18 protein-coding genes are annotated in these 13950 nt (G+C 32.9%); 11 read left to right on the top strand and 7 right to left on the bottom strand.

The annotated features are described in order from the left end of the window. Positions 1 to 55: 55 nt before the first annotated feature. The 9 genes from LQ677_RS12475 (at position 56) to LQ677_RS12435 (ending at position 8723) form a co-directional block, all read left to right on the top strand. A complete protein-coding gene (locus tag LQ677_RS12475; RefSeq protein WP_374199847.1) occupies positions 56 to 2620 on the top strand; it encodes a peptidase G2 autoproteolytic cleavage domain-containing protein in 2565 nt (854 codons plus the stop codon). 11 nt (positions 2621 to 2631) lie between these two features. Further along, the gene (locus LQ677_RS12470) at positions 2632 to 4131 is read left to right on the top strand and encodes a hypothetical protein (RefSeq protein ID WP_239748947.1); all 1500 of its coding nucleotides are present in this window, start codon (positions 2632 to 2634) and stop codon (positions 4129 to 4131) included. 11 nt (positions 4132 to 4142) lie between these two features. Continuing rightward, on the top strand, positions 4143 to 4511 hold the full coding sequence (locus LQ677_RS12465) for a hypothetical protein (RefSeq protein ID WP_126476780.1): 369 nt from the start codon (positions 4143 to 4145) through the stop codon (positions 4509 to 4511). Continuing rightward, on the top strand, positions 4511 to 4660 hold the full coding sequence (locus tag LQ677_RS12460) for an XkdX family protein (protein ID WP_126476778.1): 150 nt from the start codon (positions 4511 to 4513) through the stop codon (positions 4658 to 4660). The genes LQ677_RS12465 and LQ677_RS12460 overlap by 1 nt, the downstream gene beginning before the upstream one ends. Positions 4661 to 4707: 47 nt before the next feature. Then, positions 4708 to 5136 carry a hypothetical protein gene (locus LQ677_RS12455; protein WP_191835941.1) on the top strand — a complete coding sequence of 143 codons (429 nt, stop codon included), beginning with the start codon at positions 4708 to 4710 and terminating at the stop codon, positions 5134 to 5136. Continuing rightward, entirely contained in the window at positions 5121 to 5540 is a 420-nt protein-coding gene (locus tag LQ677_RS12450; RefSeq protein ID WP_210136138.1) for a hypothetical protein, read from the top strand. The genes LQ677_RS12455 and LQ677_RS12450 overlap by 16 nt, the downstream gene beginning before the upstream one ends. 15 nt (positions 5541 to 5555) lie before the next feature. Beyond that, on the top strand, positions 5556 to 5804 hold the full coding sequence (locus LQ677_RS12445) for a phage holin (RefSeq protein WP_126476772.1): 249 nt from the start codon (positions 5556 to 5558) through the stop codon (positions 5802 to 5804). Positions 5805 to 5853: 49 nt separating this feature from the next. Then, entirely contained in the window at positions 5854 to 7269 is a 1416-nt protein-coding gene (locus LQ677_RS12440; protein WP_239748946.1) for an SH3 domain-containing protein, read from the top strand. A gap of 1109 nt (positions 7270 to 8378) precedes the next feature. Next, entirely contained in the window at positions 8379 to 8723 is a 345-nt protein-coding gene (locus tag LQ677_RS12435) for a VOC family protein (RefSeq protein ID WP_239748945.1), read from the top strand. A 34-nt stretch (positions 8724 to 8757) separates the two neighbouring features. Here the strand turns inward: LQ677_RS12435 and LQ677_RS12430 are convergent, their stop codons facing one another. The 7 genes from LQ677_RS12430 to LQ677_RS12400 form a co-directional block, all read right to left on the bottom strand. After that, positions 8758 to 8901, bottom strand: a complete 144-nt coding sequence (locus LQ677_RS12430; protein WP_164961626.1) for a hypothetical protein — start codon at positions 8899 to 8901, stop codon at positions 8758 to 8760. Positions 8902 to 9220: 319 nt separating this feature from the next. Beyond that, positions 9221 to 10402 (bottom strand): tyrosine-type recombinase/integrase, encoded by a 1182-nt coding sequence (locus tag LQ677_RS12425; protein ID WP_239705733.1) that lies wholly within the window; start codon positions 10400 to 10402, stop codon positions 9221 to 9223. 82 nt (positions 10403 to 10484) lie between these two features. Further along, a complete protein-coding gene (locus LQ677_RS12420) occupies positions 10485 to 10655 on the bottom strand; it encodes a hypothetical protein (protein WP_239748944.1) in 171 nt (56 codons plus the stop codon). 27 nt (positions 10656 to 10682) lie between these two features. Then, positions 10683 to 11033, bottom strand: coding sequence for a hypothetical protein (locus LQ677_RS12415; RefSeq protein ID WP_239748943.1), 351 nt, complete (start codon positions 11031 to 11033; stop codon positions 10683 to 10685). Next, positions 11030 to 11974 carry an exonuclease domain-containing protein gene (locus tag LQ677_RS12410; RefSeq protein ID WP_239748942.1) on the bottom strand — a complete coding sequence of 315 codons (945 nt, stop codon included), beginning with the start codon at positions 11972 to 11974 and terminating at the stop codon, positions 11030 to 11032. Before LQ677_RS12410 ends, LQ677_RS12415 begins: the two co-directional genes overlap by 4 nt. 14 nt (positions 11975 to 11988) lie before the next feature. Beyond that, positions 11989 to 12453: an ImmA/IrrE family metallo-endopeptidase gene (locus LQ677_RS12405; protein ID WP_239748941.1), complete on the bottom strand. Its 465-nt coding sequence runs from the start codon at positions 12451 to 12453 to the stop codon at positions 11989 to 11991. Between the two features lie 10 nt (positions 12454 to 12463). Continuing rightward, positions 12464 to 12793, bottom strand: coding sequence for a helix-turn-helix domain-containing protein (locus LQ677_RS12400; RefSeq protein WP_239748940.1), 330 nt, complete (start codon positions 12791 to 12793; stop codon positions 12464 to 12466). A gap of 161 nt (positions 12794 to 12954) precedes the next feature. Between LQ677_RS12400 and LQ677_RS12395 the strand changes: the two genes are divergently transcribed. Together LQ677_RS12395 and LQ677_RS12390 are read left to right on the top strand one after the other, a co-directional pair. Beyond that, on the top strand, positions 12955 to 13146 hold the full coding sequence (locus tag LQ677_RS12395) for a helix-turn-helix transcriptional regulator (protein ID WP_239748938.1): 192 nt from the start codon (positions 12955 to 12957) through the stop codon (positions 13144 to 13146). Between the two features lie 52 nt (positions 13147 to 13198). Then, entirely contained in the window at positions 13199 to 13942 is a 744-nt protein-coding gene (locus LQ677_RS12390; protein ID WP_239748937.1) for a phage antirepressor KilAC domain-containing protein, read from the top strand. Positions 13943 to 13950: the final 8 nt, after the last annotated feature.

Below are 13950 nucleotides of genomic sequence, written 5' to 3'. Positions count from 1 at the left end.
AGTGATTAATTTGAAATTTAATTTACCTATTGAAATAGGTCAAAAGTTTAGAAAAATGGTTATTGAAAACTTTAGATATATTGATTATAAATTTAATCAATATAGGGACATATTCAATAATCATAAAAGTGATAAACATGCACATGATGCTAAGAACATTGACTATAAACTAACTAACGTATCAGATCATTTAGACTATCAACGTAGTCGAATAGAACGATTAGTATTAGGACATAATGGTGATGGTATACAAGAGTTAACAGATAGCCATGTAGCAATTGATAGTACACCGTTCAACGTATTGTCGGAACGTTTGTATTATGACTTTAATAAGATTAATCAGACAATGGAAAGTAATTACAATACACTCAATAAAAAGATTGAACGTATCATTAATGTTAATGATTTCGGTGCTGACCCAACTGGTCAAGAAGATAGTACAGAGGCATTTAAAAAAGCGTTTGGTAATGGTGGACGTCACATTCACATGACAGAAGGAACTTATATTGTAAGTGGTTTGAAATTACCTAGTAACACAATTTTAAGTGGTGAAGGTAAAGAACAAACAATTATTAAACTATCAGATAACGCACCAGCAGAAAACATTGTTATTACAAACTTAGATATGAATGGTGTAGCAGAAAATATCGGTATTGAAGGTTTTTCAGTAGACGGTAATAGAAATAGACAGGGTGGTGCTTTAAAACCAGCAGGTGGTTCTCTTTCATCTAACGTAAGATTTGCAGGTGTAAAAAAAGGTTTTATCAAGAATATCAAATCATTTAACGCACTATTACATGGTATTGATGTCACGTATGCAAGCGATGAGTATTCATATGCTGGCGACGGTGTTAGAGTTCCTAGACATTTAGAATCAGAATACATTTGGATAGATAACTGTGAATCAACAGGGTTTGGTGATGACGGTATTACAACACATCACAGTAGATACTTATTCATAAGTAATTCATATGCACACCACCCATTTAATGGTGGAGGTAACAATAACGGTATTGAAATTGACGACGGTTCTCAATATGTTTATCTAGATAACAATATCACCGAAGAAAACTTTGGTGGACTTGAAATCAAAGGACATGAACCAACAAGTTCAGCATCTCATGTATTTGTTAATAATCATATTTCCATTAATGACAATAGATCATATAACATTAGACATATTGGACACCATAAAGCGAGTGATAAACAATCTAAAACAGCGTATGATGTTATGTTAAACAACTGTACAGCAGTGACACCATACAAAAATGAAGTATATCCAGGTTCAACGCCTCGTGCTATGGTTGTGTCAGCTTACAGAAACGTTCAGATTAATAACTTTACTGCGATTGGTGATGGTACATTCACAGCAGGTATGCCAGCAATCGCAATACAGTATCGAGCAGAAAACGTTACATTTAATGGTTTAAATATCAGAGGGTTTAAAAATGCAAGTGCTGATGTTCAAATATATGGTGGTGGCAATAGACCAAAGAAAATAACGATTAGCAATTTCAACATCATAGATTCATCTTCCAACATTGGTATAGCCAACGGTTCTAAAGTATATGACACAAAAATTATCGGTGGAAATATGCAAGGTCAAGGTACTGGTACTGCTATATTTAGTTATAACAATAACACTGAAATTATCGGAGTTATGGCAGAAAAGTATGCAAACCAAGCTGATTTGGCTGGTAAGTTGTATAAAATCATGCCTAGTGTTGCTAAAGGTGGCTTTAGTGGTGGCACAACTGGTGGTGGTGCAATTGCTCGACGTTCGGCAGTTATTGCAAGTACAGGTGGTTCATATGCACACAGTGACCGTTCATGGTTAGCTGGTGTTGGTGCAAACTCACACGCATATGGTTCACGTAGTGCAGTTATTAACTCGCTTGAATCTGAAACATTACCAGGTTCATATTGTCAAACGATTGTAAATAGTCGTGGTGTTAAATCACCTGGTAACTACCACTTCTTATTAGGTTATGGTGCAAATGGTGCTGATTATGCAAACACTTCAATTGACATGTTTACAATTAGCGGAAATATTAAAACAAAAGGATCAGTATCATCAGGGCAAAACTTCGGTGACTATGCCGAGTATTTTGAGTCACAATCAGGTCAAGCTATTCCGAACGGAACAATCGTTACTTTAGATGGTCGTTATGTAAGAAAAGCGCAAATTAACGATAAACCAATCGGTATTATTTCAGGTACAGCAGGCGTTATTTTAGGCGACCAAATGTTCCACCATAAAGACAAGTTCTTAAAAGATGAATTCGGTGTAACGCTCACAGAATGGCAAACGAAAGAATGGCAAGATGACGAGGGTAATTGGTATTCCGAAGAAGTAGAAATTCCTATCCCTAACCCAGATTATATTGAATTTGAGGATGAATATATTCCACGTTCAGAACGACCTGAGTGGAATGTTGTCGGTTTAGTTGGTCAAGTGTTCACAAGGTTTAAAGGTGAATTAAAACCTAATGACTATATCAAATCAGATAACGGTGTAGGTGTTCGTGATAATGTGAACGGTTATTACAGAGTGTTAGAAATCACAACACCATACGATAGCGAAAAAGGATATGGCGTAGCAGTCGTATTAATAAAATAAGGAGTGATGACATGGTAAACGGTATAGATAAAAAAGCCTTATTTAGATTAAAAGCAGAACCATATTTGAAACCAATCTCTGATTTAGGGGTTGGTTTTTATAATTTAGATGAAAACACTGCAAAAATTGAATTTCAATTATACAACACTAAAGGTCCACTATTAATCAGTGAAAATAACATTGATGCGTCCGCTTATTTCGAATCGGCAAATGGCAGTGCATCTGATGTTATTGATTTAGAAGTACTAGACGGGTTGAACGGTATTGTTGGCATCACACTTGATAAAGAGTTCTTACAAGCTAGTACCGATACAAAAGTAAAAGGTCAAGTATATATTGGTGTTAACAATGTAGATAATAACCCTAAAAATAATGAAGTTGCAGTATTTAGGGAATTTACTTTTGAAGTAGCAGACGCACTGATTAATAAAATCTCATCATTCACAAAAATTGAATATATAAGAATGTTCGATCAGTTAAAAGCTAGAATATTACAACGTGTGGAAGATATTGAACAAGCCATTGCTAATGGTGCTGATTATGTGGCAGAAATGAAAACTGTAAAAGAACAAGGTGTCAATCAAATCAATCAAACTGTAACAGAAGGCAAAGCATATATAGATAGTGTTATTGCTCAAGCACAAACAAATATTAATGATATTGCTACAAGTGCTATTGGTGATGTTAAAACTGCTAAAGATAATGCTATTTCAACGATGAACGATAAGGTAGAAGAAAGTGTAAGTAATGTAGAAAACGTTTCTAACGATGCAGTTGTACATGTTGATGGAAAACTAAATGAATTTAATCAAGCTATTATTGATAATGAGTTCGTTAAACCTGAAGAGTTAAATAACAAGTTGAATAGTTTAACGTGGCAAAAGTACAGATTAACACAAGACGATGGCAAACCAACGTTTTATACAGCTGTTGACCCTGTAACTTTACCACCTGGTCAATATCAAATTTCTTATATGAAGAATAACCCATTTAATAACAGCGGTTCAGCAATGTATAACGTTGAGATATTGCAAGGAATTGATAATACAAAACAGATATTTGCAGTTGTAAGTTACTCTGGACAAGTATTCATAAAGAATGTTCATAAAGGTACAGATTTGGGATGGAAAGAATTGACTAAAACTCAAACTGATACTGGTTGGATATCTTTCAACTTAATCAATGGTGGTAATTCTAATGTTCAATTTAAAAACGAAATAGACAATGGTTTTGATTGTGCATATAGAATCAGAACTAACGGTTCAGTTACAAGAAAAACCATACGATTAAATGGGGCAAATTTAGTTAACAATCAATTAATCGCTCAATTGCCACAAAATTTATTCAAAAATGTACACTCTTTTCCAATAAGGACACCAATAAAATCAAATTACGCAGGAGGATATATTACCGGTAAACCTAGTGGCGAAGTTTATTTCTTTGTCAATGGCGATGTGTCCGCATGGACCGAATCACACTACATTTACGGAGAATATTCTTGGACAGATTAGGAGGGAATTATATGTTTAAACAAGTATATCTTTTTGACGGTACACCTTACTTAGCATATTTAAACGATGAGGGCGAATACGTTTATCCAAACGATGAATACACAGATGTACCACCACCAGAGGGCATATATCAACCATTCTACTATGACGGTAATGAATGGATAGGTACTAGTAAAGAAGATTGGGAACGTAATCAATCTAAACCACCAATTGAGCCTAAAGTATTAGAGATGTTAGTGTCTCAGTTACAGTTACAAATGATGATTGGTAATAAGAAAACAAAAGAGTTAGAAGATAAATTGAAGATTACCGAAAAGACTTTAGCAGAAACAGTGATGAAAGTAACAGAACTAGAAAACGAATACGGAGGTAATGCCTAATGTTCCCACCATTTGAAAGTATAAAATATTTTTATGATATCAATTGTTATACAAATGAAGATATTAAAATTTATTACGATTACGGTTGTATAACTAAAGAACAGTATAAGGAAATCACTGGGGAAGATTTACCACAAGGCACTGATTAATTTCAGTGTCTTTTTTATATAAATAAATTACAGAGAGTGGGTGTCGTATGAATGAAAAGGAAGGTCTCAAAATAGAAGGTATCATCGCTAGTTTATGCTTATTTGGTTTTGGTCTTTTAACTGGAGAAAGAGGCATGTTCTGGATAGCAGAAAGCGATGCAGTTATTAAAGATTCCGACTTATATTTATCTTTACATCAAGTTATGCCATTGAGTATTTGGGGCATATTCTTCTTTTTAGGTGGTGTATGTTTGATTTTGGGTAGTGTATTTCTACCAACTATCAATCATTCTAAAAAAGCTGCGTTATTTATTATGATAGGTGGTTTAATATCATCTATTTTCTACTTTATTATGTCAACGGTTGGTGTGTATAATGCTTTAAATTGGTTATCATGGGTTCAATATCTAACATTTTGGGCTTTAACAGCTATTCTTACTTTTGTAGGAGGTAGTTACTTATGGCAGAAGAAGTAGATAAATATGTCTTACGTCATGAGTGGGAACATTCAAGAGGTAAAATACACCAACGTATAAATGAAGTAGATCAAAAACATGATGATAAATACCACAGTTTAGAAATTGCAATTGTAGCGATGACTGAAGTTAACAAGCAAATGGTCGAAGTTAATAAGGACGTTAAAACGGAACTCGTTAAGCTAAATACTACAATGTCTAAACAGAATGACGAGATAAAAGATATCAAGTATAAAACCGAAAAGAACACCGAAGATATCGAAGAAAACAAAGAAGAACTAAAAATATATAAAGAAGAAGTTAAGAAAAGGCAAAAGGACAATGTTACGCTTTTTAAATGGTTCATAGGACTATTAATGGGCGGTGGTGGTTTAGTACCATTCATCGGACTATTCTTTAAATAATAAGGAGGATAACAAATGAAAATCAATTGGAAAGTACGTATTAAACAAAAATCATTTTGGGTAGCCATTATATCGGCTATCCTTTTGTTTGCTCAACAAGTATCGGGAGCATTTGATTATGACATCACAGTATACACTGACCAAATAACTAATATTGTGAACAGTGTGTTAGGTGTTTTGGTGTTACTAGGTGTGGTGCAAGACTTCACAACGGCTGGCATATCAGATAGTGAGCAAGCTCAACAATATAACGAACCAAAGTAAAGTCGACTAATCAGTCGGCTTTTTTAATACAATAAAAGGAGTGTTATTAATGACTGCGAAATTAACACAAAAAGAGGCGGTAAAATACGCACTATCGATGGTAGGTAAGGGGTATGATTACGACAATGCTTATGGCTGGCAATGTTTCGATACTGCTAACTATTATTGGCATCAATTATTCGGACACGGGTTAAAAGGTAATGGTGCTGCTGATATACCTACACACAATGACTTTAAAGGCGAGGCTACCGTATATGAGAACACAAAGTCATTCTTAGCTAAACCAGGTGACTTGGTTATATTTAATCGAAATTATGGCGGTGGATATGGTCATGTATCTATCGTTGTAGACGCAACATTAGATCAACTTGATGTCGTTGAACAGAATTGGCTTGGCGGAGGTTTGAATAAAACAGAAGTTACAACACGTAGGAAACATAACTATGATTTCCCTATGTGGTTTATCCGTCCGAATTTCAAAGCTGAAGTTAAGAAAGCCACGACTACTAAAAAAGCTACTGTTAAAAAAGAAGTAGCTAAAAAAGAAAGCACTAAAAAAGGTAAAACACTCAAATACAATCGTGATGAAGTGACAGGTTACAAATTACCTAAGCGTGGCTATAAACCTAAGTTCGTAGTTATCCATAATGATGCTGGTAGTTTATCAGCTATGCAATATCATGATAGTTTAGTAAATGCACCATTAAGTCGATTGGAGAACGGTATAGCGCATAGTTACATTAGTGGCAATACAGTATGGCAAGCACTCCCAGAAGGGCGTACAGCATGGCATACAGCTAATCAGTATGGCAATACTAATGGTTATGGAATCGAAGTATGTCAGTCTATGTCAGCTAGTGATAAAGATTTCTTAGCAAGTGAACAATCAGCATTTCAAGAGGCAGCGAGAATGTTGAAAAAGTGGGGACTGCCAGTTGATAGAAATACAGTGAGATTACACAATGAATTTAGTGCAACACAGTGTCCACATAGATCAATGAAATTGCATGCTGGCTACACATCAACTCAACGAGCGCCACAATCAGTTGTGGATAAAACAAAAGATTACTTTATCAGTCAAATTAAAGCTTATTACGACGGTAAAATTCCTACAGGTACAAAAGTATCAACAAGTAAGAAAACGTCCAGTAACACGTCTAAAAACGTCTCTAGTGGTAAATGGCAAAAGAACCAATACGGGACTTGGTGGATGAAAGAATCAGCTACATTTACTTGTGGGGGTAGTCCTATATTAGCAAGAATTAATTCTCCATTCTTATCAGCACAGGAAGGTTACTGGTTCCAACCAGGTGGCTATGTTAATTATGATGAGGTATGCATTCAAGATGGTCATGTATGGATAGGTTATACATGGAAAGGTGTAAGATATTACTTACCAATCAGAACTGCAAAAGGTACGCCTCCGAACCATAGCGTTGGTCAATTATGGGGTACAATTAAATAAGTAAATATGTTGTAATATAATATGCTATTACTTGGTTACGATGAACTGTCGTACATTATTAAAACCCTACTTAGCGGAAACTAGGTAGGGTTATTTTTTACTTGTATTATATACCCTACCATGGTATAGTATATTTACTGGCATAGCAGATAAGCTACAGTGATGTAGTGAAAGGTTTAGTCTGACAAACGGCCGGGCAGAAATGTCTAACCTATGCAATTTCATAAATATCATATAATCACTTCGGTGGTTATTGGGTACTGAATTATCCTTCTGTGAGGGCAACTGCTAATAACGGACATGTGCTACGTGGTGCATGTAATAAGGACTTAATAATGAGGTATCGTTTTTTATGTGAAGGTATAACAGTCCGAAACTATCAATTAAGGGCATATACCATTAACTAAAAAGATATGATGACGATTATATTACTTTAGTTAGAATGGCTAGTACGATGATAAGGAACGTCATGACGGAGTGAAGCATTTTGTTATTCAAAAGATAACAAACCTTCTGGGGAAGCACTTCGTCGGTCAACACAAACAATTGTTGGGTAAATAATAAAGCATATTATTTAATAAAACAAAGCGAAAGCCTTCCCCCGTTGAATATGAAAGTGTCCTAATACTTCACACTTCGGTGAATGGAGTTTGGTATCATTTCGCAAAAGTGGTATCAATCTATTATCAAGTAAAGCAGATAAGGGAATTGCAAACCTTTATTTAATTGAAAGTGGTAGAGTAGTATTCAACGTAATGAGTGATTAGCAATACTAATCGGGCATGGATAGTACGTTAGGGATAACGTGGAAAAGAAAAGAACTGATAATGTTTCTAAAGCTATCCAAAGTAAAGGTATATTCTCAGCCTATACATAAAGAAGCCCACCAATTAAGGTGGGCTTTTTTTATGCTATAATTTAATTAGGCGGAAGAGGTTATATAGATATGAGGTTAACTGTTGCGACGGTTGCCTCTTTTTTATTTGTGCAAGTGTCAAGCACGTGTCAATTTAGTTATAAATAATGATGTTTAGTTACAAAGTTAAATGTTTATAAACGTGATACTTACAACGTTTTACTACTAGTTACATAATTAATAAAAGGCTATTATGAGAGTTCCGGGTAACCATGAGATGTTTAAAGATGCACCTGATGAATTTAAATTGCCCGAATCTTTTACAATGAACGCGAGCTTTAACTTATTAGGAAAGACATTTTTATGTAGTGACACTTGGCAAAATAAAGATATTAATAACGAAGGCGCTCAAGCATGTTTTCAGTTTAATTATAACGATGAGCAGGATAGAGAAGCTGTCATCGAATTGTTTAAGAAAGCAGAAGAAGCGGGTTGTAAAATTGATATGCCTTTAAACGAGGTAGAGTGGTCACCACTCTTTGGTTCATTCCAAGATCCATTTGGTGTAACTTGGATGGTAAATGCATATACAGAATAATATAAGAGGACGTTCAAAATTTTGAACGTCCTCTTTATTTGCGTGCATATTTGCCTTCGCTATTCGTATAGTCAGTATAATCTTTTATACGTTGATCATATTCTTCTTTAGTTATAATTTTATGTTTCAATAGTTCCTTAGCTTTCGTTGTATAATTTTCAATGTTAGATTGTTTCATAAATCATCATCCCTTCTGTAGCATACACAAGACCAATTAATCAATGAAATTTAACTCTAAGCACATCATTAACTTCAAAATAAAAGTAGAATTTATAACTAAAGTCTATAAACAAGAAAATTGGTTACATAAATTATAAGTCTTAATTGATATTAAATCTAGCCTAATTGATAAATATATTAATATTTTAGTCATTTCAACAACTAGAATTTAAAATATTTACAAAAAATACATGAAGGTCACGTATTCATCATAAAGTCAATACAGAACATTTGTACTTGTGCACAAAGTCAAGCATGTTCGCCCAAACCCCTTGGTATCAAAGGGATTGAGCGTCGAATGAAATGACTTCCGACACTTCTTCCGACAGTATTTTTGAAAAAGCATCTGAAACGTCACGTTTGGCACTATCTATAATATGGCCATAAGTAGACTCAATCATCTTAGGTGTATTACCTAAACGTTCAGCAACATAGAATATAGACTGATTACCTTTTAATAGTAATGTAGCATGAGAATGCCTAAAAGCATGTGCATGGATTTTTATATTTAAATCCTCAGACATCTGATTGAATGCTTGATAAATGATTGTTCTAGAAATAGGCTTTAATCCATAATTACCAACAAAAATTGCTGAATGGATATCGATAGGTGTATTGCGATAAAAAGACTTATTCTCGATGTATTTTTGATATTCTTTCAACATTTTTATCAATTCAGGATCTACGTGAATTGTTCTTTTTGAACGTTTTGTTTTTGTTTTTGTGAAATTGTCATGGTCATTTCTAGATTCTCTAATACTGATTGTATTATTTTTGAAATCAATATCTGTCCATCTCAAAGCTTGTAATTCACCGATTCTCATACCAGTATAGGTAAGTGTATAAACAATGGTTTTATAAACAGGCTCCATACTATCAGCATAATGTAATATGCATTTTAAGGTACTTTGATTATAAAAAATTGGTTGGGTATCTTCTTCTTTAAAATGCATTTTTCCTGATATTTTATTTCGTTTTAATTTTTCGTTATCGACCATGAAATCCAGTATGGCAATAAAAGTACAATAGATGTTATAAGTTGTCCTATAATTCACTCTATCTTGAAGCGGATTGATTAGACTAGTTTGTACCTCATATGGTGTTAATCTGGATAAATAGGTTTTACCTATTAAAGGGATAATGTGATTATTAATATAGTTTTTGTTATTTCTTAACGTTGAGTTTGCCCAGCTGGGGCTTTTAAACTCGAAATACATTTCAGCCGCCTGTTTAACAGTAATCTTGTCTGCTTCTATAACTGAATAATCTTGTTCTTCTATATCTGTTTTTAATAACAAAACTTCTCTATATGCAGCTTTTTCAGTTAAGAATCCACTTTTTTGTTTCTCTTTTCGTTTACCATCCAAATAGTATTTGAGCCTATAGCAATAACGTTTATCACCATTTGTGGTCTTATAACTATATACATTTTCATATTTTTTCGACTTAATATATTTCATTGAAACTACCTCCAGTTAAGTTTGGAGACTTGGGGAGGTTGTTAAGCCTTTGGGTATCACCCCCTTTCAACACCTAACATAGTTAGGTATTTTTGTTTTTGTCTTTCATCATTTTGTCATAATCAGATGCAACCATCTCTAACCATTTATTTGTTTCCTTTTTGTTTTTATGGCCAGGATTTATAATCTTTAGTTGATGACCATCATTAGTCAAAATGTAAATGTGTGTAACTGTGTAGTTTAATACTTTCATATTTTACCTCCTTACAAGAAAACCTCACTAATTGTGAGGTTTATCAGATAGAATTTCATAATAAATAATATAGTTATCGATTTGATAGTCTTTTATAAGTTTCTTTGAATAACCAATAGCTTTTTCTTTTTTGAGTAAATGATAAAATTCCAATTCTAACTCTGTTGGTTTTTCTTCTTTAATTACGTCTTTTTTCTTCGCTACTCTGATAGGCTTATCTTCAAATACAAAATAACCAGAATGAGTATTTTTTGTATTGTTGACACCAACATATATTGATAATAGTAAGTTATAACCGTAATATGCATCACTTTGGTATTCTTCTTCAAGTTCATCAATTAGGAAAACGTGTTTATTAGTGTATATTTTTTTAATCATTTATAATCACCATTTATATAATTTAATAATTCCTTTTCGTTAATTAGTTGGATTTGACACCCTTTAGCTATAAGTTCTCTTGCTTTTCTTTGCTTTGAAACTAAGCCGTTCTCATCCATATATTTTTCATCTTGAACACCTTCAACTAAAATATGTGTTCTAGGCGATACGGTGCTGCGGATGTTTGCACCAATTTTTCTAGTAAGAATCATTAATTCTGATTTCGAAATATTGAATTCTCCTGTAAAAACAATGTTTTTGTTTTTTAATAATAGATTTTCTTCATTATCTGGAGTGATTTTGTTAATGTCAGATAGTTTCATATCCGGCTTGGTGAAAGCGACTTTTGAAAGTGACCTTTGTATATTAGTTAAATTACTAAAGCGTATATACTGTTTTTTCATACTTTGAATTAGTTCTAAAACACTTGAAGTTTCTTGAAATTTAGCAAGTTTTATTAAAATAGTAGATAAACTGTGAACATCATATTTTGCTGAATGCAACTTTGTTTTATCTATGTTATATAAATCACATAAACTATCCATACTCACAGATATATTTCCATGAAAATACTTAAATAAATTTACACTATCAATGTAAATAAAATTTTGTTTCTCTAAATTACATGTTTCTATAGTTGAATTTAATACTGAAATATCAAAGTTTGCATTATGTGCTATTACAATTTGGGCACTTTCTATTAAAGAAATAATTTTTGGATATATATTTTCAAATGTGGGAGAATTTAAAATTACTTCTTTTGATATTTTATGTATTTTAGCATTAGATAAACTATATTTATTATTAGGTGGATTAATATAAGTCGAAAATTCTTCTGAGATTTTTAAATCTTTAATCAACGAAATTGCTATTTCACAAGGGCTATTTGTATATTCGTTCATAGTTTCAAAATCTAGAACAGCAATATCATACTTTTTCATTCTACATTGCTCCTTTAATCAATATTTATATGTTTAAACACCTGCAATGGTTCAAATCTTATAACATAACCATTGTGATAAGTGGATAAGCCAAACTTCGTTTTATAATGCTCAATTACCTTAACTATGTATTTTTCTGTCACTTCAAAGTAATTAGCCATTTCATATAAATTGTGACAACTATTTTTATAAGCTTTTATAACTCCGTCTAAAGAAACAACTTGTTCCATAGAATATCTTCGGGCATAGTTCTCAAATTTTCTATTATTAAAATTGCTTTGATCTGTAATATTTCCGGCAGTTAATTTGTAATGAGCGAGCTCTTCAGCTAAGACTTCATGTTTTCTTGCTGTAGATAGAGTTTTATCAACTAATATAACGCCATTGTCATATAACCCTTCGAAGTTGCCTTCCAATTCAAAAGTATCTCCTATAGGAAGATGGTCATTTTTAATTAGCAGTTCTTCGTATCGTCCCATCAAATCCCCCTTACATATTACGGTGAGCTTTTCTAACCATTTCAGCATATTCTCTAATCTTTGCTAATTCTTCTTCTGTAAAGTCTCCGTCTAAGTGTGCTGCTAGGTTATCTAATTCTTCTTTATTTTCGTCTGTCAAATAAGACTTAGGAACATTGAAGAAGTCCGCTAATTGTTGAATATGTTGAATTCTAGGATATTTTTCTTCTCTTAACCAATTTGAAATAGTAGATTGGCTTAATCCCAGCGATTCAGAAAGTTTACTTTGGGTAACGTTATTATCGTCCATTAGTTTCTTTAAATTTTGAGATAAAATTTGTCTAACACTTTTATGTGACATGTAATTTTCTCCTTTAATATTACTTTTTGTAATATTAATTTATCACATTAGGCAAAATTAAACAACACTTTTTATTACTTTTACTCACTTTTTATCACTTTTTTGCTTGACTATGAACTTAAAGTGATATAAAGTGATATTCAGGAAGGGAGGTAAAGAAAATGCCAGAACAATTATCGATACGTAATTGGCGACAAATACGTGAAATGACACAACAAGATGTTGCAGATGTATTAAAAGTGAGCGTAAAAACGGTTGGAGAGTGGGAAAAAAACGATTCGAATGTTAAAGAATTAGTTATATATGCTCTTGCTAAACTATATGAAATTGAAATTGACCAAATTAAGGTCTAATTTTTTTAATATCAATATCACTTTTTATCACTTATGAAAACGGAGGTAACAAATGAACGAATTAAAAACGAAATCAAAAATCAGCGAAATGTTCAATATTCAAGAAAAAGAAAATGGAGAAATCGCAATAAGCGCAAGAGAGTTATACAAAGCGTTAGGTGTCAAAAAACGTTTTAGCGCATGGGCAGATATTAATTTAAAACATTTTAAAGAAAACCGAGATTTTACAAGTGTACTTACAAGTACGGTTGTTAATAATGGTGCTGTTAGACAACTAGAAGATTACGCTTTAACTCTTGATGTAGCAAAGCATATAGCGATGATGTCAGGTACTGAAAGAGGTTTTGATTTTAGAGAGTATTTCATTCAAATTGAAAAGGCATGGAACAGTCCAGAAATGATCATGCAACGAGCTTTAAAAATAGCAAATAGCACAATTTTTCAATTAGAAACACAGATTGAAAAGGATAAACCAAAAGTATTATTTGCTGATGCAGTTGCAACAACAAAAACATCAATCCTAGTTGGAGAATTAGCAAAGATAATCAAACAGAATGGTGTAGAAATTGGACAACGCAGGTTATTTGAATGGTTACGTCAAAATGGATTCTTAATCAAACGAAAAGGCATTGATTATAACATGCCAACACAATATTCGATGGAGCGAGAATTGTTTGAAATCAAAGAAACATCAATCACACATTCAGATGGTCATGTATCGATTAGTAAGACACCAAAAGTAACTGGTAAAGGCCAACAATATTTTATCAATAAGTTCTTAGGTGAACAGGCGTAGTAGATAAA

The organism is Mammaliicoccus sp. Q-M61 (assembly GCF_022386055.1).
Lineage (GTDB): Bacteria > Bacillota > Bacilli > Staphylococcales > Staphylococcaceae > Mammaliicoccus > Mammaliicoccus sciuri_A.
Note: the sequence above shows the minus strand (reverse complement) of the source record. Positions and strands in the feature narration are given on the sequence as shown.

What these genes read in the sequence shown, in the direction of transcription:
- LQ677_RS12390 (WP_239748937.1), top strand. Translation starts at nt 13,199, where the DNA reads ATGAACGAATTAAAAACGAAATCAAAAATCAGCGAAATGTTCAATATT.
- LQ677_RS12440 (WP_239748946.1), top strand. Translation starts at nt 5,854, where the DNA reads ATGACTGCGAAATTAACACAAAAAGAGGCGGTAAAATACGCACTATCG.
- LQ677_RS12430 (WP_164961626.1), bottom strand. Translation starts at nt 8,901, where the DNA reads ATGAAACAATCTAACATTGAAAATTATACAACGAAAGCTAAGGAACTA.
- LQ677_RS12455 (WP_191835941.1), top strand. Translation starts at nt 4,708, where the DNA reads ATGAATGAAAAGGAAGGTCTCAAAATAGAAGGTATCATCGCTAGTTTA.
- LQ677_RS12400 (WP_239748940.1), bottom strand. Translation starts at nt 12,793, where the DNA reads ATGTCACATAAAAGTGTTAGACAAATTTTATCTCAAAATTTAAAGAAA.
- LQ677_RS12450 (WP_210136138.1), top strand. Translation starts at nt 5,121, where the DNA reads ATGGCAGAAGAAGTAGATAAATATGTCTTACGTCATGAGTGGGAACAT.
- LQ677_RS12425 (WP_239705733.1), bottom strand. Translation starts at nt 10,402, where the DNA reads ATGAAATATATTAAGTCGAAAAAATATGAAAATGTATATAGTTATAAG.
- LQ677_RS12415 (WP_239748943.1), bottom strand. Translation starts at nt 11,033, where the DNA reads ATGATTAAAAAAATATACACTAATAAACACGTTTTCCTAATTGATGAA.
- LQ677_RS12410 (WP_239748942.1), bottom strand. Translation starts at nt 11,974, where the DNA reads ATGAAAAAGTATGATATTGCTGTTCTAGATTTTGAAACTATGAACGAA.
- LQ677_RS12465 (WP_126476780.1), top strand. Translation starts at nt 4,143, where the DNA reads ATGTTTAAACAAGTATATCTTTTTGACGGTACACCTTACTTAGCATAT.
- LQ677_RS12395 (WP_239748938.1), top strand. Translation starts at nt 12,955, where the DNA reads ATGCCAGAACAATTATCGATACGTAATTGGCGACAAATACGTGAAATG.
- LQ677_RS12420 (WP_239748944.1), bottom strand. Translation starts at nt 10,655, where the DNA reads ATGAAAGTATTAAACTACACAGTTACACACATTTACATTTTGACTAAT.
- LQ677_RS12470 (WP_239748947.1), top strand. Translation starts at nt 2,632, where the DNA reads ATGGTAAACGGTATAGATAAAAAAGCCTTATTTAGATTAAAAGCAGAA.
- LQ677_RS12475 (WP_374199847.1), top strand. Translation starts at nt 56, where the DNA reads ATGGTTATTGAAAACTTTAGATATATTGATTATAAATTTAATCAATAT.
- LQ677_RS12460 (WP_126476778.1), top strand. Translation starts at nt 4,511, where the DNA reads ATGTTCCCACCATTTGAAAGTATAAAATATTTTTATGATATCAATTGT.
- LQ677_RS12445 (WP_126476772.1), top strand. Translation starts at nt 5,556, where the DNA reads ATGAAAATCAATTGGAAAGTACGTATTAAACAAAAATCATTTTGGGTA.
- LQ677_RS12435 (WP_239748945.1), top strand. Translation starts at nt 8,379, where the DNA reads ATGAGAGTTCCGGGTAACCATGAGATGTTTAAAGATGCACCTGATGAA.
- LQ677_RS12405 (WP_239748941.1), bottom strand. Translation starts at nt 12,453, where the DNA reads ATGGGACGATACGAAGAACTGCTAATTAAAAATGACCATCTTCCTATA.